This window comes from Streptomyces sp. NPDC020362 (assembly GCF_040642095.1).
Classification (GTDB): Bacteria; Actinomycetota; Actinomycetes; order Streptomycetales; family Streptomycetaceae; genus Streptomyces.
Genome location: NZ_JBFAET010000112.1, coordinates 1 through 16,647 on the forward strand (window position 1 = coordinate 1; position 16,647 = coordinate 16,647).

The 16,647-nt window shown below is 71.3% G+C and carries 13 protein-coding genes and 1 pseudogene; 5 read left to right on the forward strand and 9 right to left on the reverse strand.

Translation table 11 applies throughout. The annotated features are described in order from the left end of the window. From AB0H32_RS30805 to AB0H32_RS30820, 4 genes and pseudogenes are all read right to left on the reverse strand, one after another. A pseudogene (locus AB0H32_RS30805) lies at positions 1-1,161 on the reverse strand (hypothetical protein); the annotation flags it as partial. A gap of 142 nt (positions 1,162-1,303) precedes the next feature. Next, positions 1,304-2,881, reverse strand: a complete 1,578-nt coding sequence (locus AB0H32_RS30810; RefSeq protein WP_361127119.1) for a serine/threonine-protein kinase — start codon at positions 2,879-2,881, stop codon at positions 1,304-1,306. After that, complete coding sequence (locus AB0H32_RS30815) at positions 2,878-4,635, reverse strand: FHA domain-containing protein (protein WP_361127122.1); 1,758 nt, start codon at positions 4,633-4,635, stop codon at positions 2,878-2,880. The genes AB0H32_RS30810 and AB0H32_RS30815 overlap by 4 nt, the downstream gene beginning before the upstream one ends. An 8-nt stretch (positions 4,636-4,643) precedes the next feature. Next, positions 4,644-5,897, reverse strand: coding sequence for a hypothetical protein (locus tag AB0H32_RS30820; RefSeq protein WP_361127125.1), 1,254 nt, complete (start codon positions 5,895-5,897; stop codon positions 4,644-4,646). A gap of 756 nt (positions 5,898-6,653) precedes the next feature. Here AB0H32_RS30820 and AB0H32_RS30825 point away from each other — a divergent pair. Next, positions 6,654-8,396, forward strand: coding sequence for an RICIN domain-containing protein (locus AB0H32_RS30825; protein ID WP_361127128.1), 1,743 nt, complete (start codon positions 6,654-6,656; stop codon positions 8,394-8,396). A gap of 133 nt (positions 8,397-8,529) precedes the next feature. Here the strand turns inward: AB0H32_RS30825 and AB0H32_RS30830 are convergent, their stop codons facing one another. The 3 genes from AB0H32_RS30830 to AB0H32_RS30840 all read right to left on the reverse strand — a co-directional run bounded on the left by AB0H32_RS30830 (position 8,530) and on the right by AB0H32_RS30840 (position 10,779). Then, a complete protein-coding gene (locus AB0H32_RS30830) occupies positions 8,530-9,054 on the reverse strand; it encodes a nuclear transport factor 2 family protein (protein WP_361127131.1) in 525 nt (174 codons plus the stop codon). A 280-nt stretch (positions 9,055-9,334) separates the two neighbouring features. Further along, positions 9,335-10,006, reverse strand: a complete 672-nt coding sequence (locus AB0H32_RS30835) for a hypothetical protein (protein ID WP_361127134.1) — start codon at positions 10,004-10,006, stop codon at positions 9,335-9,337. A gap of 146 nt (positions 10,007-10,152) precedes the next feature. Then, positions 10,153-10,779, reverse strand: coding sequence for a helix-turn-helix domain-containing protein (locus AB0H32_RS30840; RefSeq protein WP_361127137.1), 627 nt, complete (start codon positions 10,777-10,779; stop codon positions 10,153-10,155). A gap of 232 nt (positions 10,780-11,011) precedes the next feature. On the opposite strand from AB0H32_RS30840, the gene AB0H32_RS30845 reads away from it, so the two are divergent. The 4 genes from AB0H32_RS30845 to AB0H32_RS30860 all read left to right on the forward strand — a co-directional run bounded on the left by AB0H32_RS30845 (position 11,012) and on the right by AB0H32_RS30860 (position 15,244). Next, positions 11,012-11,239, forward strand: a complete 228-nt coding sequence (locus AB0H32_RS30845; RefSeq protein ID WP_361127186.1) for a ferredoxin — start codon at positions 11,012-11,014, stop codon at positions 11,237-11,239. Positions 11,240-11,241: 2 nt separating this feature from the next. Further along, entirely contained in the window at positions 11,242-12,609 is a 1,368-nt protein-coding gene (locus AB0H32_RS30850; protein WP_361127189.1) for an FAD/NAD(P)-binding oxidoreductase, read from the forward strand. A gap of 14 nt (positions 12,610-12,623) precedes the next feature. After that, complete coding sequence (locus AB0H32_RS30855; protein ID WP_361127140.1) at positions 12,624-13,847, forward strand: cytochrome P450; 1,224 nt, start codon at positions 12,624-12,626, stop codon at positions 13,845-13,847. Between the two features lie 653 nt (positions 13,848-14,500). Next, on the forward strand, positions 14,501-15,244 hold the full coding sequence (locus tag AB0H32_RS30860) for a class I SAM-dependent methyltransferase (RefSeq protein ID WP_361127143.1): 744 nt from the start codon (positions 14,501-14,503) through the stop codon (positions 15,242-15,244). Positions 15,245-15,565: 321 nt separating this feature from the next. Here the strand turns inward: AB0H32_RS30860 and AB0H32_RS30865 are convergent, their stop codons facing one another. Both AB0H32_RS30865 and AB0H32_RS30870 read right to left on the reverse strand, forming a co-directional pair. Next, the gene (locus AB0H32_RS30865; RefSeq protein WP_361127146.1) at positions 15,566-16,099 is read right to left on the reverse strand and encodes a DUF4232 domain-containing protein; all 534 of its coding nucleotides are present in this window, start codon (positions 16,097-16,099) and stop codon (positions 15,566-15,568) included. Between the two features lie 181 nt (positions 16,100-16,280). Then, positions 16,281-16,640: a hypothetical protein gene (locus tag AB0H32_RS30870; protein ID WP_361127148.1), complete on the reverse strand. Its 360-nt coding sequence runs from the start codon at positions 16,638-16,640 to the stop codon at positions 16,281-16,283. Positions 16,641-16,647: the final 7 nt, after the last annotated feature.

Below are 16,647 nucleotides of genomic sequence, written 5' to 3' on the forward strand. Positions count from 1 at the left end.
GGGGATGCCGGGGCCGAAGCGCAGGAGGATCTCGCCGTCGTCCACGCCGGTCGGGGCGGGCCACCCTGCCGCCGTGGGTGCCGCTTCGGGATCTGCGGCGGGTTCAGCTACGGGTTCAGCCGGCGCGGGCCAGATGGGGGTGCGGTTGCGTCTGCCCAGAACGGTGGCCTGGTCGTCCGGGGCGGTGGCGGGGGCCTGACGCGGGGTGAGGTGGGTTTGGTGGCCACAGTGGGTTCGGCGCGGGGTGCGGTCGCGCTCACCGAGGAGGGTGGCCTGGTCGTGCGGGCCGGCGGCGGGCGCTGCCGACCCGTCCGCCGGTCCGTGGGCCCCTTCGTCCGCCGTCCCGTCGACCCTCTCGTCCGCCAGGCCGTGGGCCCCCTCTGCCGCCGTTCCATCGCTCCTCTCGTCCGCCGTCGGTGCCGCGGTGATCTCCGGGGCCGTCGCGGCCACCGCCGCGCGGAGTTCCGTACGTTGCAGGAAGCCCGCAGGAAGCGCGGCGCGCCCGGCGACCAGTGCGGCTCGGGCCGGCGCAAGGCCCTCGGAACCGGCGATGACGGAGCACTGTGCGAGCAGGGTGGCAGCAGGACTGCCGGGGGCCGCCCAGGCCCCGCCCAGGGAGCGCGACAGGTCGGCCCAGGCCGCGATGTCGGCCTCGCGGCGCGATGAGCCCGGTGCGTCGCCCAGCACCGTGCCCAGCACGGCCTCGGCGAGCAGGGCGACACCGTCCGGGGCCAGGACGACGGTGTCCGTGCCCAGCGTCCCGTGGGCGAGGCCGGCCTTGTGCAGGGCGAGCAGAGTCTGCGCGGTCTCGTTCAGGACGCTGGCCGCGCTGCCCGCGTCGAGGCCGGAACCGCCGTTCGCCAGCAGGTCCGCGAGCGTGGGAACCGGTGGCCGGGCGGTGATCAGCCACACCTCCCCCGCCTCCGCGACGAGGTCGACCGTGCCGAGCACCCCGGGCAGCCGGAGCTTCGCCACGGCGAGCACGGCGGCCGCCAGGCGCTCGCGCGTACCCTCCGTAGCGAGCAGGGCACGGTCGATGCGGAGCACGCCGAGCGCGGGCTCGCCGGACCGGCCGGGGACCAGGGCGTACCAGGTGCCATGGCGCGCGTCCCGCGACCAGCCCGACAGGGGCCGCCCGGCGACCGTGGTGGCTGTCGTCATGTCGTTCCGTTCTCGTTCTTGCTCGGTACGGAGTTCGGTGCGGGGTTCGGTGCAGCGTTCGGTGCGGGGTTCGGTGCAGCGTTCGTAGCGGGGCTCGGTGCGGCGTTCATAGCGGGGCTCGGTGCGGCGTTGGATGCGGCGTTCAGCACGGTGGTGCGTCCAGGGACGCCGTCTGTGGTCCGTTCGCGGCCGCCGGGGTGCTGGTGAGCGTGACCATCCAGGTGCCCCGGCACGGGTGGTTGGAGAAGTCGGCCTCGAACGTCACCGGGTAGTGCGTGCTGCCGGACAGTTCCTCGGCCTGGTTGCCGTAGGGGTCGGCGGGTGAGTCGACGAAGTAGTTCGCCGTCACGGTCACGGGCCCGGTTCCGGTGGTGTCGACGGTCACGTCGGCGATCAGTGTTCCCGGGGTCTGCCCCCGCTGCCAGGAGCCGATGGTGATCGTGACCGTGCCGGGTGTGGGTGCCGCCGGGCCCTCGGTCGTCGGCGCGGGCGACTCCGTCGGCGGGGCGTTGGTGACGGAGGGGGGTGGAGAGGCCGACGGGCTTTCCGAGGGGGTGCCGGAGGGCGTGGTGTCGGTCGTCGGCGGGACGGTGGTCGGGGCGTCGGAGGGAGAAGTGGCCGACGGGGTGGCTGATTTGACGGCCGACGGCACCGAACTGACCACCGTTGTCGCCGTGTCGTGCGGACGGGCCGTCACGGCCGTCGCCCCGCCCGCGACCACCGCGAGCGCGGCCGCTCCGGCGGCGGCCTTCCATCCGTGGCGCTTCACCCGGCCGAGCAGCGTCAGGGCTCGCGCGGGCGCGTCGAGGGTCGCCGTCGCACTGAACGGGAACAACAGCGCGAGCAGGGTGGTGAGTTCGGCGAGTCTGCGACGGCCGCGCTCCTCCCAGTCGGCGCCGTACCCTTCGGTGGCGGACCGTTCCAGGTCGGCGAGGAAGTCCTCGATGCCCGGACGGTCCGCCGGGTCCTTGGCCAGTCCCCTGCGCAGCAGTCCGCGTACCGGCGCGGGTACGTCGTCCAGGGGGACGGGGGCCCGCAGGTGCTGCAGTCGCAGGGCGGTGACGTCGTCGCCGGTGAACGGGCGTCGCCCGGTCAGGCACTCGTGGAACACGGCGGACGCCGCGTACACGTCGCCCGCCGGTCCGGCCGGTTCGCCCTGCCACTGCTCGGGTGCCATGTAGGCGGGTGTACCGACAGCCTCGGTCTCGCGTCCGGTGCGTACGGCGATGCCGAAGTCGGCGAGCGCGCTCGTGCCGTCGGCTCGGACCAGCACGTTCTCCGGCTTGTAGTCGCGGTGGACCACACCCGCGGCGTGGGCCGCGCCAAGGCCCAGCAGCGACCCCTTGAGCAGGGCCAGGGCGGCCTCGGGGCCGGTCGCCCCGTGCCGGCGCAGCAGTTGGCGGAGGCTGACGCCGTCCACCGCCTCCATGACGATGGCGGCACCGGCGCGCGCCTCGACGTACTCGTACAGCCGCACCACGCACGGGTGGCGCAGTTCGCCCAGCAGCCGGGCCTCGGCGCGGAAGCGGGCGAGGAACTCCCGGTCGCCGCGCAGGCGCCGGCTCAGGTACTTGATCGCGACGGGCACGCCGGTCGAGGTGTGCCGCGCCAGCACGACCCGTCCGCCGGCGCCCTCTCCGAGGGTGCGGACGGGTACGTAACCGGGGACGGCCCAATCGACGCCCCCGCCGCCCTGACCGACGCTCGGATCCCGCGTCATGCCGCCCCCTCCACGGTGGCACCCACCGCCGGGGCGGGCACCGCGCCCTTCGTGTCACGACGGCGCCGCACCCGGCGCATCAGCCACCGCACGGGCGCCGACCACACGGGGAAGGCCACCAGGGCGACCACGAGGGCCTCGATCACCGTGGTCCACGGCGGGTTCACCCAGCCGTCCAGCAGGTCGCCGATCCGGGAGCGCCAGGCCAGCAGGGCGAGGGCGAGGAAGCCGTAGGTCCCGGCGACGATCGCGAGCCCGTACGCGGCCATGCCCGCCTGCCGCGGGCCGGGCCGGCTGCCTGCGCGCAGGTCCCGCCAGAGCCCCTTGCGGAAGTAGGCGCTCGCCTCCTCGCGCAGGCGCGGCACGCGCAGTGCGTCGGTCAGGGCCTGGTAACCGTCCAGTGGCATCAGGGGGTTGAAGTTGTAGAGGGTGTTCAGGTACAGCCCGAAGGCGAGGTGGAAGAGGACGGCCGAGGCTGGTCCGGCGGGCAGGAAGGCCGCTCCGGCCGCGCACCAGCCGGCCAGCGCCGCCGTCGACAGCGGTCCGGACAGCGCCACCACGACCCTCGACCAGCGGGTTCCGAACCACATGTCGCTGGTGTCCACGAACGCGAACGGCATGCCCATCATGAGCAGGAACCCGCCGCGCCGGACCCTTCGGCCGTACGACTTCACGGCCAGCGCGTGCGTCAGCTCGTGCACGACCAGGGCGGACACGTATCCGGCGGCGAGGAGCACCGGGCCCCAGACGCCCGCCCCGCCGAAGTCCAGCAGGTGCTGACGTCCCTGCGCGGCGAAGAACGCGACGAGGCCGCCGATCACCGACAGCCACACCAGCGTCACCCCGGTCCGGGTGAAGAACCGCCAGCCGAAGGCCTGGTAGAGGCGGCTGACGGTGCGGTCGAGGCCGGGGACCGACACCTCCAGTTTGAGCAGCGCCCGGTACACGGCCCGTCCCGCGCGGCGCCAGCCCGTCCGCTCCGCCTCCTCGGGACGGCCGGGCAGGCCGCGCAGCAGTCCGGCGTTCGCGAACGCGGCGAGCGCCGCCTCGATGCGCGGCAGGGCGAGTTCGCCGAACCGGTCGGCGTAGGCGAACAGCAGGTCACGTACGGTGTTCTCGCCGTCGACGGCGTGCCAGAGGAAGACCTCTCGCTCGTCCAGTTCCAGGTACACACCGGTGCGGGTGTTGTTCAGCACCCAGCGGGGTTCGCCGCGGTCGGTGGGAACCTGCTTGAGCGCCCAGCCGGAGCGGCGGCGCGGGCGTGCGGTCAGCGGGCCGTTCGCCTCCGGCGCCGACTCCTGTACGCCGGTGGGGAGTTGGGTGAGCTGGGTGCCGACGACCTGGGTGCGCTGGCCGATGTGCGCCGCGCGGGGCTGCTCGAACACCAGGCGTACGTCGCCGACGGACAGCTCGGTGCCGTCGGCGAGGTGGGCCGCGCCGCCGTGCAGGTCGACGCCGGCCACGGCCGTGCCGTTGAACGAGTCCAGGTCCTCGATCCGGAACCCCGTCTCCGTGCGCACGATCCGGGCGTGGCTGCGGGACACGCTTCCGTCGGGCAGGACGACGTCGTTGTCCGCGCCCCGGCCGAGCGTCGTGACCGGGCCGGTGAGCGGTACGAGCAGGGTGGGGTCGTCGAGGCCGCGCAGGTGCGGCGCGGCGTACGACGTCGGTGCCGCGCCGCGGCGGAGGGTGCCGCAGTGCAGGCAGTACGGGAAGTCGCGCCGCACATGGACGCGGCAGGCGTGGCAGAGCATGCGTCGGCTCAGCCCGCGCCGGAGCCGCTGATGAACGTTCCGTCGGAGAAGCCGCCGTCGGTGTCGGCGCCGGGCGCGGAGGGCGAAAGGTGCGTGGCGACGTCGCCGATACCGGCGCCGCCGGGCAAGTTCACACCGCCGCGCACGGTCTCGGAGCCACCGCCGATGGTCTCGCGGCCGCGGCCGCCGTTCTCGCCGCCGCCGGGCTCACCACCGCCGGAGGGCCGGTTGCCGTTCTCACCGCCGCCGGAGGGGCGGTCACCGTTCTCGCCGCTGCCACCACCGCCGGACGGGCGGTCGCCGTTCTCACCGCTGCCGCCGCCTTCGCCACCGCCGCCTTCTCCGCCACCGCCGCCTTCTCCGCCACCGTGGCCGCCGCCACCGGAGGGACGGTCGCCGTTCTCACCGCTGCCGCCCTCGCCGCCACCGCCACCACCTGCGCCGCCGCCCTCGCCGCCACCGCCTTCTCCGCCACCGTGGCCATCGCCCTCGTCACGGTCGAAGATGCCACCGTGGCCGAAGTGACCGGCGTCGCCGCCGCCCTCACCGCCGAAGCCGCCGCCGTGACCGCCGAGGTCCCCGAACCCGCCGGATCCGCCGAGGTCTCCCCCGGAGCCGAACCCGCCGTCCCCGAACCCACCGGAACCGACGCCACCGTCACCGAACCCGCCGAAGCCGCCCAGATCCCCGGCGTCGCCGCCGCCCGCATGTCCGCCGAGCCCGCCGAGGTCCGAACCGTCCGCGTCCCCGAACCCGCCGAAGCCGCCGGCCTGACCCAGGTCACCGAACCCGCCACCCGCCTCGGTCGGCGACTCGTGGACCAGTCCTCCGCCGAGCAGGCTCTGAGCGCCGGTGGCGGACACGCCGAAGGCGCCGGCGGTCCCCAGGCCCTCGGCAGGGAGCGACGGGTCCGCCGCGTGGTCCACGGAGGCGTGGCCGGCGGCGGCGTGGTCGGTGGTCGCGTGGTCGCTGGTCGCGTGATCGGCGGACACATGGTCGACCGGAACGTCCGGAGCGTCGTGGTGGGCCAGCGCGTGTGCGGCGCTGCCGAAGAACAGGGACGACTTGGACAGTCTCGGGTCGAGTGCGGCCGGTCCCCCATCGGTGCCGGACTCGACGCGAAGGGAGCGGAGCTCGGCAACCTGGACGGGTGTCAGGCCAAGTCTTCGGGCCACCTCGTTGATGTCCCCGTCGAGTTCGGCTCTGAAGGCCGGGTCGACGGCAAGGCGGGTCATGGCGTCGCGAAAGGCGTTGTCGGTCATGTCCTCGGTCTCCGTGGGTCTGCGTGCGCTGATGCCGATCCCGGCGGAGCTGAGGATCCCCCCTGGTCGGCGGCAACCGCCATTTCCGGCCATCCCCACCGATGCCTGCAGGGACGGTTATAAGGGGCATGACAGGACCCGCGCAAGGCCGGGAGCAGGGCACGCCGAGCGGAGCTGCCACCGAAATCGCGCCACCCGCCCGTAACAGCCCACCGGACCACCGGCCGTCACGTCAGCCTTCCGCCCGGAACCGGACCGTCCACTCCGAGGCAGCCCGCAGGCCGTCGAACGTGCAGAGGTGCCCTTTCGGGCCACCGTGAGCCGGGCGTCGCCCTCTCGCGGCAGCGCGCGCAGGCATGACACCGCCGACGGCCTGCGGCTCCCTCTCTCCCCCCCGCCACCACCTCGCTTACCACCGCGGTCCACACGGCGCGCCCCATCACCGGAAGACGGAGGTACCCGACATTCCTGGCACACGCCCTGACACAGCACGGGATGGGCAACCGCAGTCGGTGGTGATGGCCACTGCCCAGCCCGGAGGCACGGCTTCCCCGGTATGCATGTGAGCCGGATCGGCCTCCGTACCGGCCTCCGTATGCCGCCGCGCAGGCGGGATCGAGGGACGCGCCGGTGCCTGCGAAATCCTGGACTATCTTGACCAGGTCATTACCGTCTCATCCCGTGATAGCGAATTTATGTGCACGCCGCGGGGGGCGAATCGGAGCAGCGCTGATCGCGCTGTCCGCTCTGGCGGCCATGGTGACAGGCAGTCAACAGGCGACGGCCGACATCCTGCCGCCGCCTCCCGACGGCGGGCCGAACGGCGGAGCGTTCCGGGCGGTGGACCACTCCGGTTTCCACCTGTACCCGCGTGAGATGCCAGGAGTCGCCCCAGGGCCGAACGGCGACCAGACGGCCGGATCCGTGATCGAGGGCGTGGAAGCGACCAAGGCTGTCACCGTCGTCTCAGCGCTGAACGTCGCTCAGTCACGTCAGCACGTCGGCCGCACCCTGTGCAAGACGACCGGCATCAACGGCGTCTTCAAGTACAACGGATTCTGCTGGGACTCGGCGGACGAGAACACCAGCTCCTGGTCCGACACCGGCGGCTGGCATCCGCAGGGCATGACGGCCTCGCACGAGGCCTATGACGGCGGCACGGTGAACGGCCATCACCTGTACATGCAGGCCTGGTACTACGGCAAGGGCGGACCGAACAGCCATCAGGGGGACCTGAAGGCCCGCCTCTCCATCCTCGAGTCCACCGGCAAGGACTGGAGCTACGGACACGTGCTGCTCGTCAGGCCCGTCGGCAGCAGGGACGAGCCGGACTTCCAGGCGGTCACCGACGTCCACGCCGACGGCGTCGTCTGGTACGGCAACAGGCTGTTCGTGGCCAACGGCGGCGAGCTGCAGATCTACGACCTGAACCACCTGTGGAGGATGAAGTCCGTCGCCGACGGTGTGGGCGTCAAGAACGGCGTCTCGTCCGCCGACCACCACCAGTGGGCCCTGCCGATGGTCGCCCGCTACATGACGCGCACCAAGGCCCAGGAAGACAAGGACTCCAACAAGAGCCCGCGGGCCTGCGACGGGATGATCGCCTGCCTGAGTTCCCTCAGTCTGGACCGCTCGGGAACACAGCCGCGACTGGTGTCCGGGGAGTACCGGCGCAACTCGGACGAGCTCCGTTACCTGAACCCCCCGGACCCCATCGACAGGCGCGATGCGCGCGTGATCACCTGGCCGCTGCAGGACATCGGCGGAGGGGGCACATCGCCGGTCACGGCCACGTCCGCCCATGTGGCTCCGGTCCGTCAGCTGCAGGGCGTGGCCACCGACGGCACCTATTTCTACCTGTCCGCCGAGTGCAGGATCGGCTACATGGGGGACACCCGGCCCGGGGACGACGGGAGTTACTCCTGCATCTGGCGGGCCAGGCCGGGCGGTCAGACGAGCCCACTGACCCGCACCCCGCCGCTCACTCAGGACCTCAACTACGATCCCAACACGCGGCGCCTGTGGGGCAGTAACGAGAAGACCGACTATCGCGTCGTCTTCTCCATGCTGCCCAGGCGCATCGACAGCGCCACCTATCTGAGCAACGACTACAGCGCGCTGTGCGCCGGTGTGGGCAGCAAGAACACCGACAGCGCGAAGATCATCCAGTGGGGCTGCAACACCAGCCAGGACGAGCTCTGGGTATTCGGTGACACCACCGACTCCAACGGCAAACGCGCCTATGAACTGCAGAACGCGTACTCGGGCAAGTGCATGGGCCCGGCGTCGAAACTCACCGACGGTGCGGGCATCGTCCAGTTCACGTGCAACGGCGCCGTGGACGAGAAATGGTGGTACGACCCGGACACGCACGAACTGCGCAACGTCTACTCCGGCAAGTGCCTCGCCCTCGGCGCACAGGCGACCAAGGGGTCCCAGTTGATCCAGTGGACCTGCAACGGCGCCAAGGACGAGAAGTGGTCCAGGACGGCTCGCTGAGTGCGGTGCCCGTCGCCGCGGGCTGACCCCGTCGGCCCCCTGGAGTTGTCCTGGGGGCCGACGCCCTCGGCTCCCCGCCGCCTCCCTCGTCAACGCGGGCAGGACCTTCGTCAGCGTCAGGTCCAGGAAGCGGTCAGGGGGTGGGCGGGGTCCAGTCGGCCGGCAGGCCGGACTGGGTGAGGACGGCGGCGAGGCTGTAGTGGTCCTCGTCGGAGGCGATCCGGCAGCGGTTCCTGTCGAGGTCGAGGAGGATGGTCATCGGCACGGCGAAGGGCTTGGGTGCGTCCTTGATGTGGCCGGAGTAGACGGCCTCGACCGTGATGCGATCGCCGTCGCGACGGGCCGTGCTGACGGTGACGTGGACGTTGTCGATGACGCTGTCGGCGCGGGCCTTCCACCCGGCGATCTCCTGGCGCCCGTGGAAGGTGATGCCCACGGCCTCGTCGGTGTACGTGCCGTCTGCGGTGAACAGGGCGCCGAGCGCCTGCGGGTCGGTGCCGTTCCAGGCGCGGGACCAGTCGGTGACGATCCTCGGCGGGCGCCGTTCGGCGTCCTGCGCGGCGTACGCCGTGGTGGCCGTGGCGACGGTGGCGGCGCAGAGGGCCGCGGTGGCGACCAGTACGGTCGTGCCATGGGGCGGGCGGAGGCGGGACGTCATGGTGATGCTCCTTCGGGTGCGAGTGTGCGGGTGTGGATGCGGCCGGGGTGGCCGCAGGGCACACAGACTCGTGTCAGGCGGTGTCCACATTCCAGGCCCGACAGGGGCGGGGACTGTCCAGTGCTGTCCGCACCCGTCCACCCCGTCCTTCCGAAGGCGTGTGTGCCACGTGACTCTGTGGGCGAGTTCCGAGATCGTCGGCGGCACCGCGCACATGCCCCTGGTGCGTCACTTTGCTTGAGCTTGTTGACGGGTCGTTCGAGACGACTCATCGCGGCGGTCAGGCCGGGACCCGCTTCATTTCCTCGTCGGCGGTCGCGGGCCCGGTGACCAGCAGTCGGCGGTGGACCGCGGGGCCCAGGGCGGCAGCCGTGACGACGATGGCTGCCGCGACCACGAAGGTGGCGTCGTCCAGGCAGGCGCTCAGGAGCAACTGAGCCAGGAGGGCGCCACTGAGCAGGATGAGTTTTGCGGCCATCAGGCGCGGTGCGGAGAGGGCGGGTCGGGTCGAGGGATGGCTGGTGCCGGCCCGTGTGCGGCGCGCCCGGCGAATCTGCGCGGGAATGCTGAGGACGAGAAGCAGGAGTCCGATCGCAGGCAGGACCATGGAACGGCCGCTGTGTGGGTCCAGCAGGTGGCCGAGCAGGATGCCGGTGCCGAAGTCGGCCGTGATGATGACGGTTCGGGCGGTGATCAGCTGGGCGACGACCTGTGCCGGGCGGTCCGTCTCGTAGAGCTTGTGGGTGAGGCGGTGATGGGTCCACAGGAGCAGGGGCGGGAGGATCAGCAGGATGACGAGAGCGCGTAGGGCGTGTTCCCACGCCGGTTCCTTGCCTTCTCCGATCCAGGTGAACGCCATGAAGATGCCGATGGCCGCATAACGCATGCGCAGTTTGCCGGAGCTGGTGGCTCCTGCGCGGTGGGCGTGCGGCGTCTCGCGGTGAGCGTTCATGAAGGTGGTTCCTTCGGAGGGTGCAGGTGAGCGATCACCGGACCCTGCGGGGCGTCGGCACGCGCATCGATGCTCCGCTCGGCGGCTGGTCGCGGTCGCCGCCGGGACGGTTCGGTCCGGCGAGTGGCGGGCCGCTGCGGTTGTGACTAGTCGGTGTCGGCGGCCGCCGGGGCCGTACTGGCGGTGATGCCGGTGAACAGCCACTTCAGGGCTTGTCCGAAGAGTTCTTCGGGCACGCTGGCGGGGTCGATGCGCCGCTGGCGCACCAGTCCGAGGAACAGGGCCGCCACCACGGTGGCCACGGCCTCGGCGCAGACCTCGGCGGGGGCGCCGTGTTGAGCCAGGGATGCGCTGATCACGCGTTCCAGTGCCTCGCGGGGGTCGCGCAGGTTGGCTGCCATGGCGTCCAGGACGTGAGGGTTGCGCACGGCGTAGAGCCAGAACTCGGCCTGTAGCGGGGCGAAGTCGATGTCCTTGTCGGCGACGTCGACCAGCAGCGCCCCGAGTTCGGCGGCGATCTCTGTGCTGCCCGCCGGGTGCCGCTCCAGTGCCTGGGCGGCCTCGGCGATGCGATCGGTCTGGCGGTGGGAGAGCAGTTCGAGGAACAGCGCTTCCTTGCTGCCGAAGTTCGAGTACAGCGCGCCGATGGAGAAGCCGGCCGCTTCGGCGATCTCCTCCACCGAGGCGCCGACGAAGCCCTTGCGTGCGAAGACCCGGGCCGCGGCGTCCAGCAGCAGCTCCCGGGTGCGGGCCTTGGCCTCCGCTCTGCTCAACCGCCGACGGGGAGCTTCGTCACTCTGAGCGTTCACATTACCAAGACTATTCAGATAGGGATGACTATGTCAAACGTTCGAAAAGCGTGTAGAGTCCAGATAGCAGTCACTATCCCCGTACTGATCGCTATCGCAGGCCGAGGTCCGCCGACCAGTCGTGCACGACGCAGATGCCTTCGCGGTCGACCTCCTGGCCCGAGAGGAAAGGGGACGAGAGATGATCACCCAGCCCCTGCGGCTCGTGGTGGACCTGAACCGCTGCCAGAGCTACGGACAGTGCGTCTACGCCGCCCCGACGGTTTTCCGGTTCCACGGCGAGGAATCGCTGGAGTACGACTACGCACCTGATGGCAGCGTCCGCCGCGAAGTGGAGCGGGCGGCTGCGGCCTGCCCCGTCCAGGCGATCACGCTCAGCGGCGCCACCGAGCCCGCGCCCGGCGCGAGCGGAGACGGCCGGTGACCATGTCGACCGCGGCAGGGCTGCATGGCGGCCGGATCGTGGTGGTCGGCGCCTCGCTGGCCGGGTTGCGGGCGGCCGAGGCCCTGCGTGACGAAGGGTTCACCGGAAGACTCACCCTGATCGGCGATGAACCCCACGCGCCGTACGACCGGCCCCCGCTGTCGAAGGCGGTACTGTCCGGCCGGCTGAGCTGCGACCACATCGTGCTGCCCCGGGTCCGCAACATCGACGCCCACTGGATGCTGGGCACGCGCGCCACCGGCCTGGACGTTCCCGCCCGCCGCGTGGAGCTGGCCGACGGCCGACAGGTGGAGTACGACCGCCTGCTCATCGCCACCGGCTCCCGATCGCGCCCCTGGCCCGCCCAGGCCGGGGGTGGTCCGGACGGCGTCCACGTGCTGCGTACCCGCGAGGACGCCGAGCGGCTGCGCGGAGCGCTGGCGGCCGGTCCGTCCCGGGTGCTGGTCATCGGCGCGGGGTTCACCGGCGGTGAAGTCGCCTCGGTGTGCCGGGAGCTGGGACTGGCGGTGACGGTGACCCAGCGGGGCTCGGCGCCGTTGGCCGGTGCGCTGGGCGGTGTGATCGGCCGGGCTGCCGCCGACTGGTACCGCGACGCCGGGGTTGACCTGAGGCCGAACACCACGGTGCGTGCGTTGGAAGGTCATCCCTCCGGCCGGCTGCGACGGGCTGTGCTGTCCGACGGCACGGCGGTGGACGCCGAGGTGACCGTGGTCGCCACCGGCGCCCTGGCCAACACCGAGTGGCTGACCGGCACCGGGCTCGCCGCGGACCACCGCGGCGTGATCAGCGACGGCGGCTGCCGAGCCGTGGCCACTGACGGGACGCCGAGTGCGGACATCTTCGTCGCCGGTGACGTCGCTCGCCGGCCGCACCCGCTCTACCCCGGCCATCTGCTACGGCTGGACCACTGGGACAACGCCGTCGCCCAGGCACGCACGGCCGCGTACAACATGACCCATGCCCCCGGCGTCCAGCGCATCCACCAGCCACTGCCCGCCTTCTGGTCCAGCCAGTTCGGGCTCTGCCTCAAGTCCGTGGGTGTGCCGGCCGTCGCCGACCAGGTCGTCATCACCCAAGGCTCGCTGGACCAGCGGCGGTTCGTCGCCGCCTACGGCCTCAAGGGCCGGCTGGTCGCCGCCGTGGCAGTCGACTCCCCCCGCGTGCTGGACGGCTACGCCACGCTGATCGAAGCCCGTGCACCGTTCCCGCCGCGGCTGGGCGCCACCGACGGCCCGGTCCGGATCGTCCCCGTGGACGCGGAATTCCCGGGCCGCGACTCCGGCAGCGGCTCGGACCGCGACATCCGCACGCCGTCCGCCGACGCACCGGCCCCGACCGCACACCTGTGAACGGAGGACCCACCGTGACCACATCGACGACGCCCCCGGCCGCCGACCTCTTCGCCCAGGTCCTGCGCCAAGACCATCGTGCCGACCCCTACCCCTACTACGCTCAGATGCGTCGGCACGCGGTCTCGCGCCTGGACGAGGAAACATGGCTGGTCAGCGGCTACCAGGAGATCAGGCAGCTGCTGCACGACCCGCGCAGCAGCGCCGACCGCCTCAACCCGCAGAACACAGCCCCCAAGGCGGCCCGGAGCCTGCTCCTGCAGGATCCGCCCTTCCACGACCAGCTGCGCCGCGTGATCGTCCACGAATTCGTCCCTCGCATCACGGGCATGCGCGATCACATCGGCGAACTGGTCACCCGGCTCCTGGACACCCACACCAGCGCCCAGCCTGGCCGAATCGACATCGTCGCCGACCTGGCCTACCCACTGCCGGTCACCGTGATCTGTGAGCTGCTCGGCGTGCCCCGCGAGGACGAGCCCTTCTTCGGCGGCCTGGCCCGCCGACTCACCCGGGGCCTCGATCCCGTCGACACACAGACCGACGAGGAACTCCGTGAACTCGAGCTGGCTCGCGGCGAGTTGCTCCAGTACCTGGATGGTCTCATCGCCGAGCGCCGCACCGCCCCCGGCAGCGACCTGCTGTCCGGACTGATGTCCCACCAGGACCCCGACGACGTGATGGACCCGGTGCAGCTCCGGGTCACCCTGGGTCTGCTGCTGATCGCCGGTCACGAAACCACTGTCAACCTGATCGCCAACGGCGCTCTCGCCCTGCTGCGCAACCCCGACGCCCTCGCCCGGCTGCGCACCGACCCGGACCTGGCGACCTCGCTGGTGGAAGAAGTGCTGCGCTACGACCCGCCGGTGCACATGTCCGCCCGCAGCGCGCTGGCCGACATCGACATCGCGGGCACCACCATCCCCCAGGGCTCCCGCATCCGGCTCATGCTCGCTGCCGGCAACCGGGACACCAGCCGCTTCGAAGACGCCGACCGCTTCGTACCCGACCGCGGCGACAATGCCCACCTCGGCTTCGGCGGCGGCATCCACTACTGCATCGGCGCCACCCTCGCCCGCGCCGAGGCGCAGATAGCGCTCACGGCCCTGGCCCGCAGGCTGCAAGCCCCTCGCCTCGTCGCCGACCCACCGCCGTACCGGGAGAACGCCATCCTGCGCGGGCCCGAACACCTCCTCGTCGCCTTCGCCCGCCTCATTCCCGACACCCTCACCACCTGAACCCGCCGACGCCTCGGCCCAGTCCCCGTCGACGCCGCCCGGACCGACTCGTCACCCCAGGCCACGCCGCGCGTCGGCGGATCACCCACGGGCGCCGGCCGATGCCATGTGTGCGTCGGCCGAGCCCGCCGGTCTCCGACCAGCTGAACTGCGTCGATCACATGAGGCGAAGTTCATCCGACCGCTGCTGAATACGGAGCGATTCCCCGCCCTGCACGCGGCGATGAGCTCATGTCCCCCGAAGAGCCAGGTCCTTCACGGCCAAAGGGGCTTGTTGTTCCCGGCCGCCTCGGACAACTCGTTCGCGGTCCGCGACCACCTGTGCCAGCATGGCGACGACTTCGTCCACACCCCCCGTTGGGCCGTAGGACGCGGCGAGGTTCGCGTGAGCGGACAGTGGGCGGGAATCGTCGACGCCCAGGGTGGCCGCCCGCACCGCGCCTCTCCGCCGCCTCTCCCTTCCTGCGGCAGCGAGTGCGGCGGTGTTGGGTGATACGAGGGTCACCCGGCCAACTTCTTTGTGTCATCTGCCAGTACGGGCGCTTGGACAGGGCGGAGGAGACTTTCTGCCACGACCGCGACCCGGGGAGAGCCGGTGATTCCGGAGCACCGGCGTGGCCACGTACAGGACGAAGCACAGGAGGGGGCAGCACGTGAGCGTGCAGCAGTACGACGAGATCGGCGAGGCATTCGAGGGTTTCAAGTCCCTGCCGCTGATGCGTTACGGGGAGGTGCCGAGCTTCCTGGGCATGGTCGGGGACGTGAGCGGCAAGTCGGTTCTCGACCTGGCGTGCGGCACCGGCTTCTACAGCAGGGAGTTCGTGCGACGCGGCGCCTCGGATGTCCTCGGTGTCGACATCTCCGTCGAGATGATCGCCGCCGCGCGGGAGATCGAGCGGCGCGACCCACTGGGTGTGCACTACGAGGTCGGTGACGTGGCCGAGCTGCGGCCCCTCGACCGGCTCTTCGACATCGCGGTGGGGGTGCAGTGTCTCAACTACGCCGAAGACATCGCGGGGATGGAGCGGATGTGCCGCAACATCCACCGGAGCCTGGTGCCGGGCGGCGAGTTCTTCGTGTTCGCCCAGAAGCCCGACTACCGGTTCGACTGTCCGTCCCTGGACAAGTACGGGTTCCTCTGCGAGCCGACCGGCGAGGAAATCGAGACGGGTCCGCGGGTGCGGGTCACGGCTCTCCTCGACCCGCAGCCGATCAGCATTGTCAGCGCGGTCCCGCGCCGCGTGGTCTACGAGGAGTGCCTGCGGGCGAACGGGTTCAGCGAGGTGGAATGGGTGCCCTTGCAGGTGTCCGAAGCCGGCGTCCGTGAGTTCGGCGAGGACTTCTGGGCGGACCTCCTCGCGAAGCCACCGCTGGAGATGCTGCGTTGCCGTGCCTGACCGGCCGACTGGCCGGAGCTCGAGTACGGCTCTGCCCTGCGGAAGACCTGGGGGCGGTGCGGAACTCGCTGGAGTAGCCCTTCATTGCGGCCTTGGCGCGCAGGTCGATCAGCGTTGACGCCGCTCGTACCGTGTCCTGCCCTGGAGGCCGAGTCCGTCTGACCCTCGGAGCGGACCGGCCGCCGTCCTCGTGCGGCACGGCCAGGTCGAGGAGTGCTTCGGGCAGGCCGTCGGCAGCCCGGTCCGGCCCAGGTCGCATCGCCGGTCACCAACTCGACAGGGACATCCGCCCAACTGCCCGGCCCATCGACGAGACGCTTGTCAGCGCAGGTGAGGCGGGCCCAACTGGATGGTGTCACTGCACACCTGGGTCGGCAGCCGGTGTCCCTTGGCGTCGGTCACGTGCACGAAGGACCCGTAGTCGTGCTGGGCCCGGTGGGGCGGAACCACGTCGCTGCCCGCGTTGTCGTCGCCCGCGATCCAGCAGAAACGGCGCGGGATGTGGTGCGGTTGGTAGAAGAGCGGGAAGTCCACCGTGTGGCCCGGGTTCAGCACGAGCCGGACCGGCTTGGCCTTCTTCTTCGGCTCCGACAGGACGTCCTGCGCCTTGCCGACCCAGACGTGAAGCTGCGGGTAGCCGTCGAAGGCGCAGGGCTTGGCACTCTTGTTCCTGCCGCTGAGCGTGGCCACCGGTGCGCCTGCAGGCCTGTCGGCCAGGCGGGTCCATTTCCAGCCCAGCTGTGGTGATCCGCAGGTGGCGGCGCGCGCGTGGCCCCATCGGCCCCATCCGCAGGCGGTCAACCCCAGCAGCATCGCCAGGCTGAGCATCAGGACCGTTGCTTTTCGCTGCACCATGGAGACATCCCCCGTCGAGAGGCACCCTGCCCCTGCGGACAGGTAGATGCGGGCTGTCCCTCGCTCGTTCCGGCAGACGGGGTGCCGGGAAAGGTCGGCGACGTCCAGCATCTCCCGGGTCAGTGGTTGGTCGAGTTCCGATTCTGTGCAGTTGAAGTCGGCACAGCCAGGGGCAGAGGGCTCACAGGATGAGGTGAGTGATCACAGCGACTGCCCCGATCAAGGGGATGAGCGCCACGTACGCCGACGGGCGGTGCAGGACCAGCTTCCCGAGTGGAGGCCGGATCGTCCCGGGTACGGGCACGGCCAGCTGGAGCCGACGCAGTTTGAGATAGGCGAGCAGGTTGGACACCAGCGCGACCGGGGCGCCGAAGACCAAGGAACCCACTCCCCACCAGCCCTGCCAGAGCGTTGTGGTGGTCATGTCACGGACCAGTGCGATGCCGCAGAACCCGCAGAACGGCCCGTCCACGCGGCGCCACCGCATGACCATGATGAGCCCCTGGTGAGCGCGGATGGTGACAGGGGCAGTGGGTGTCACGCCGCAC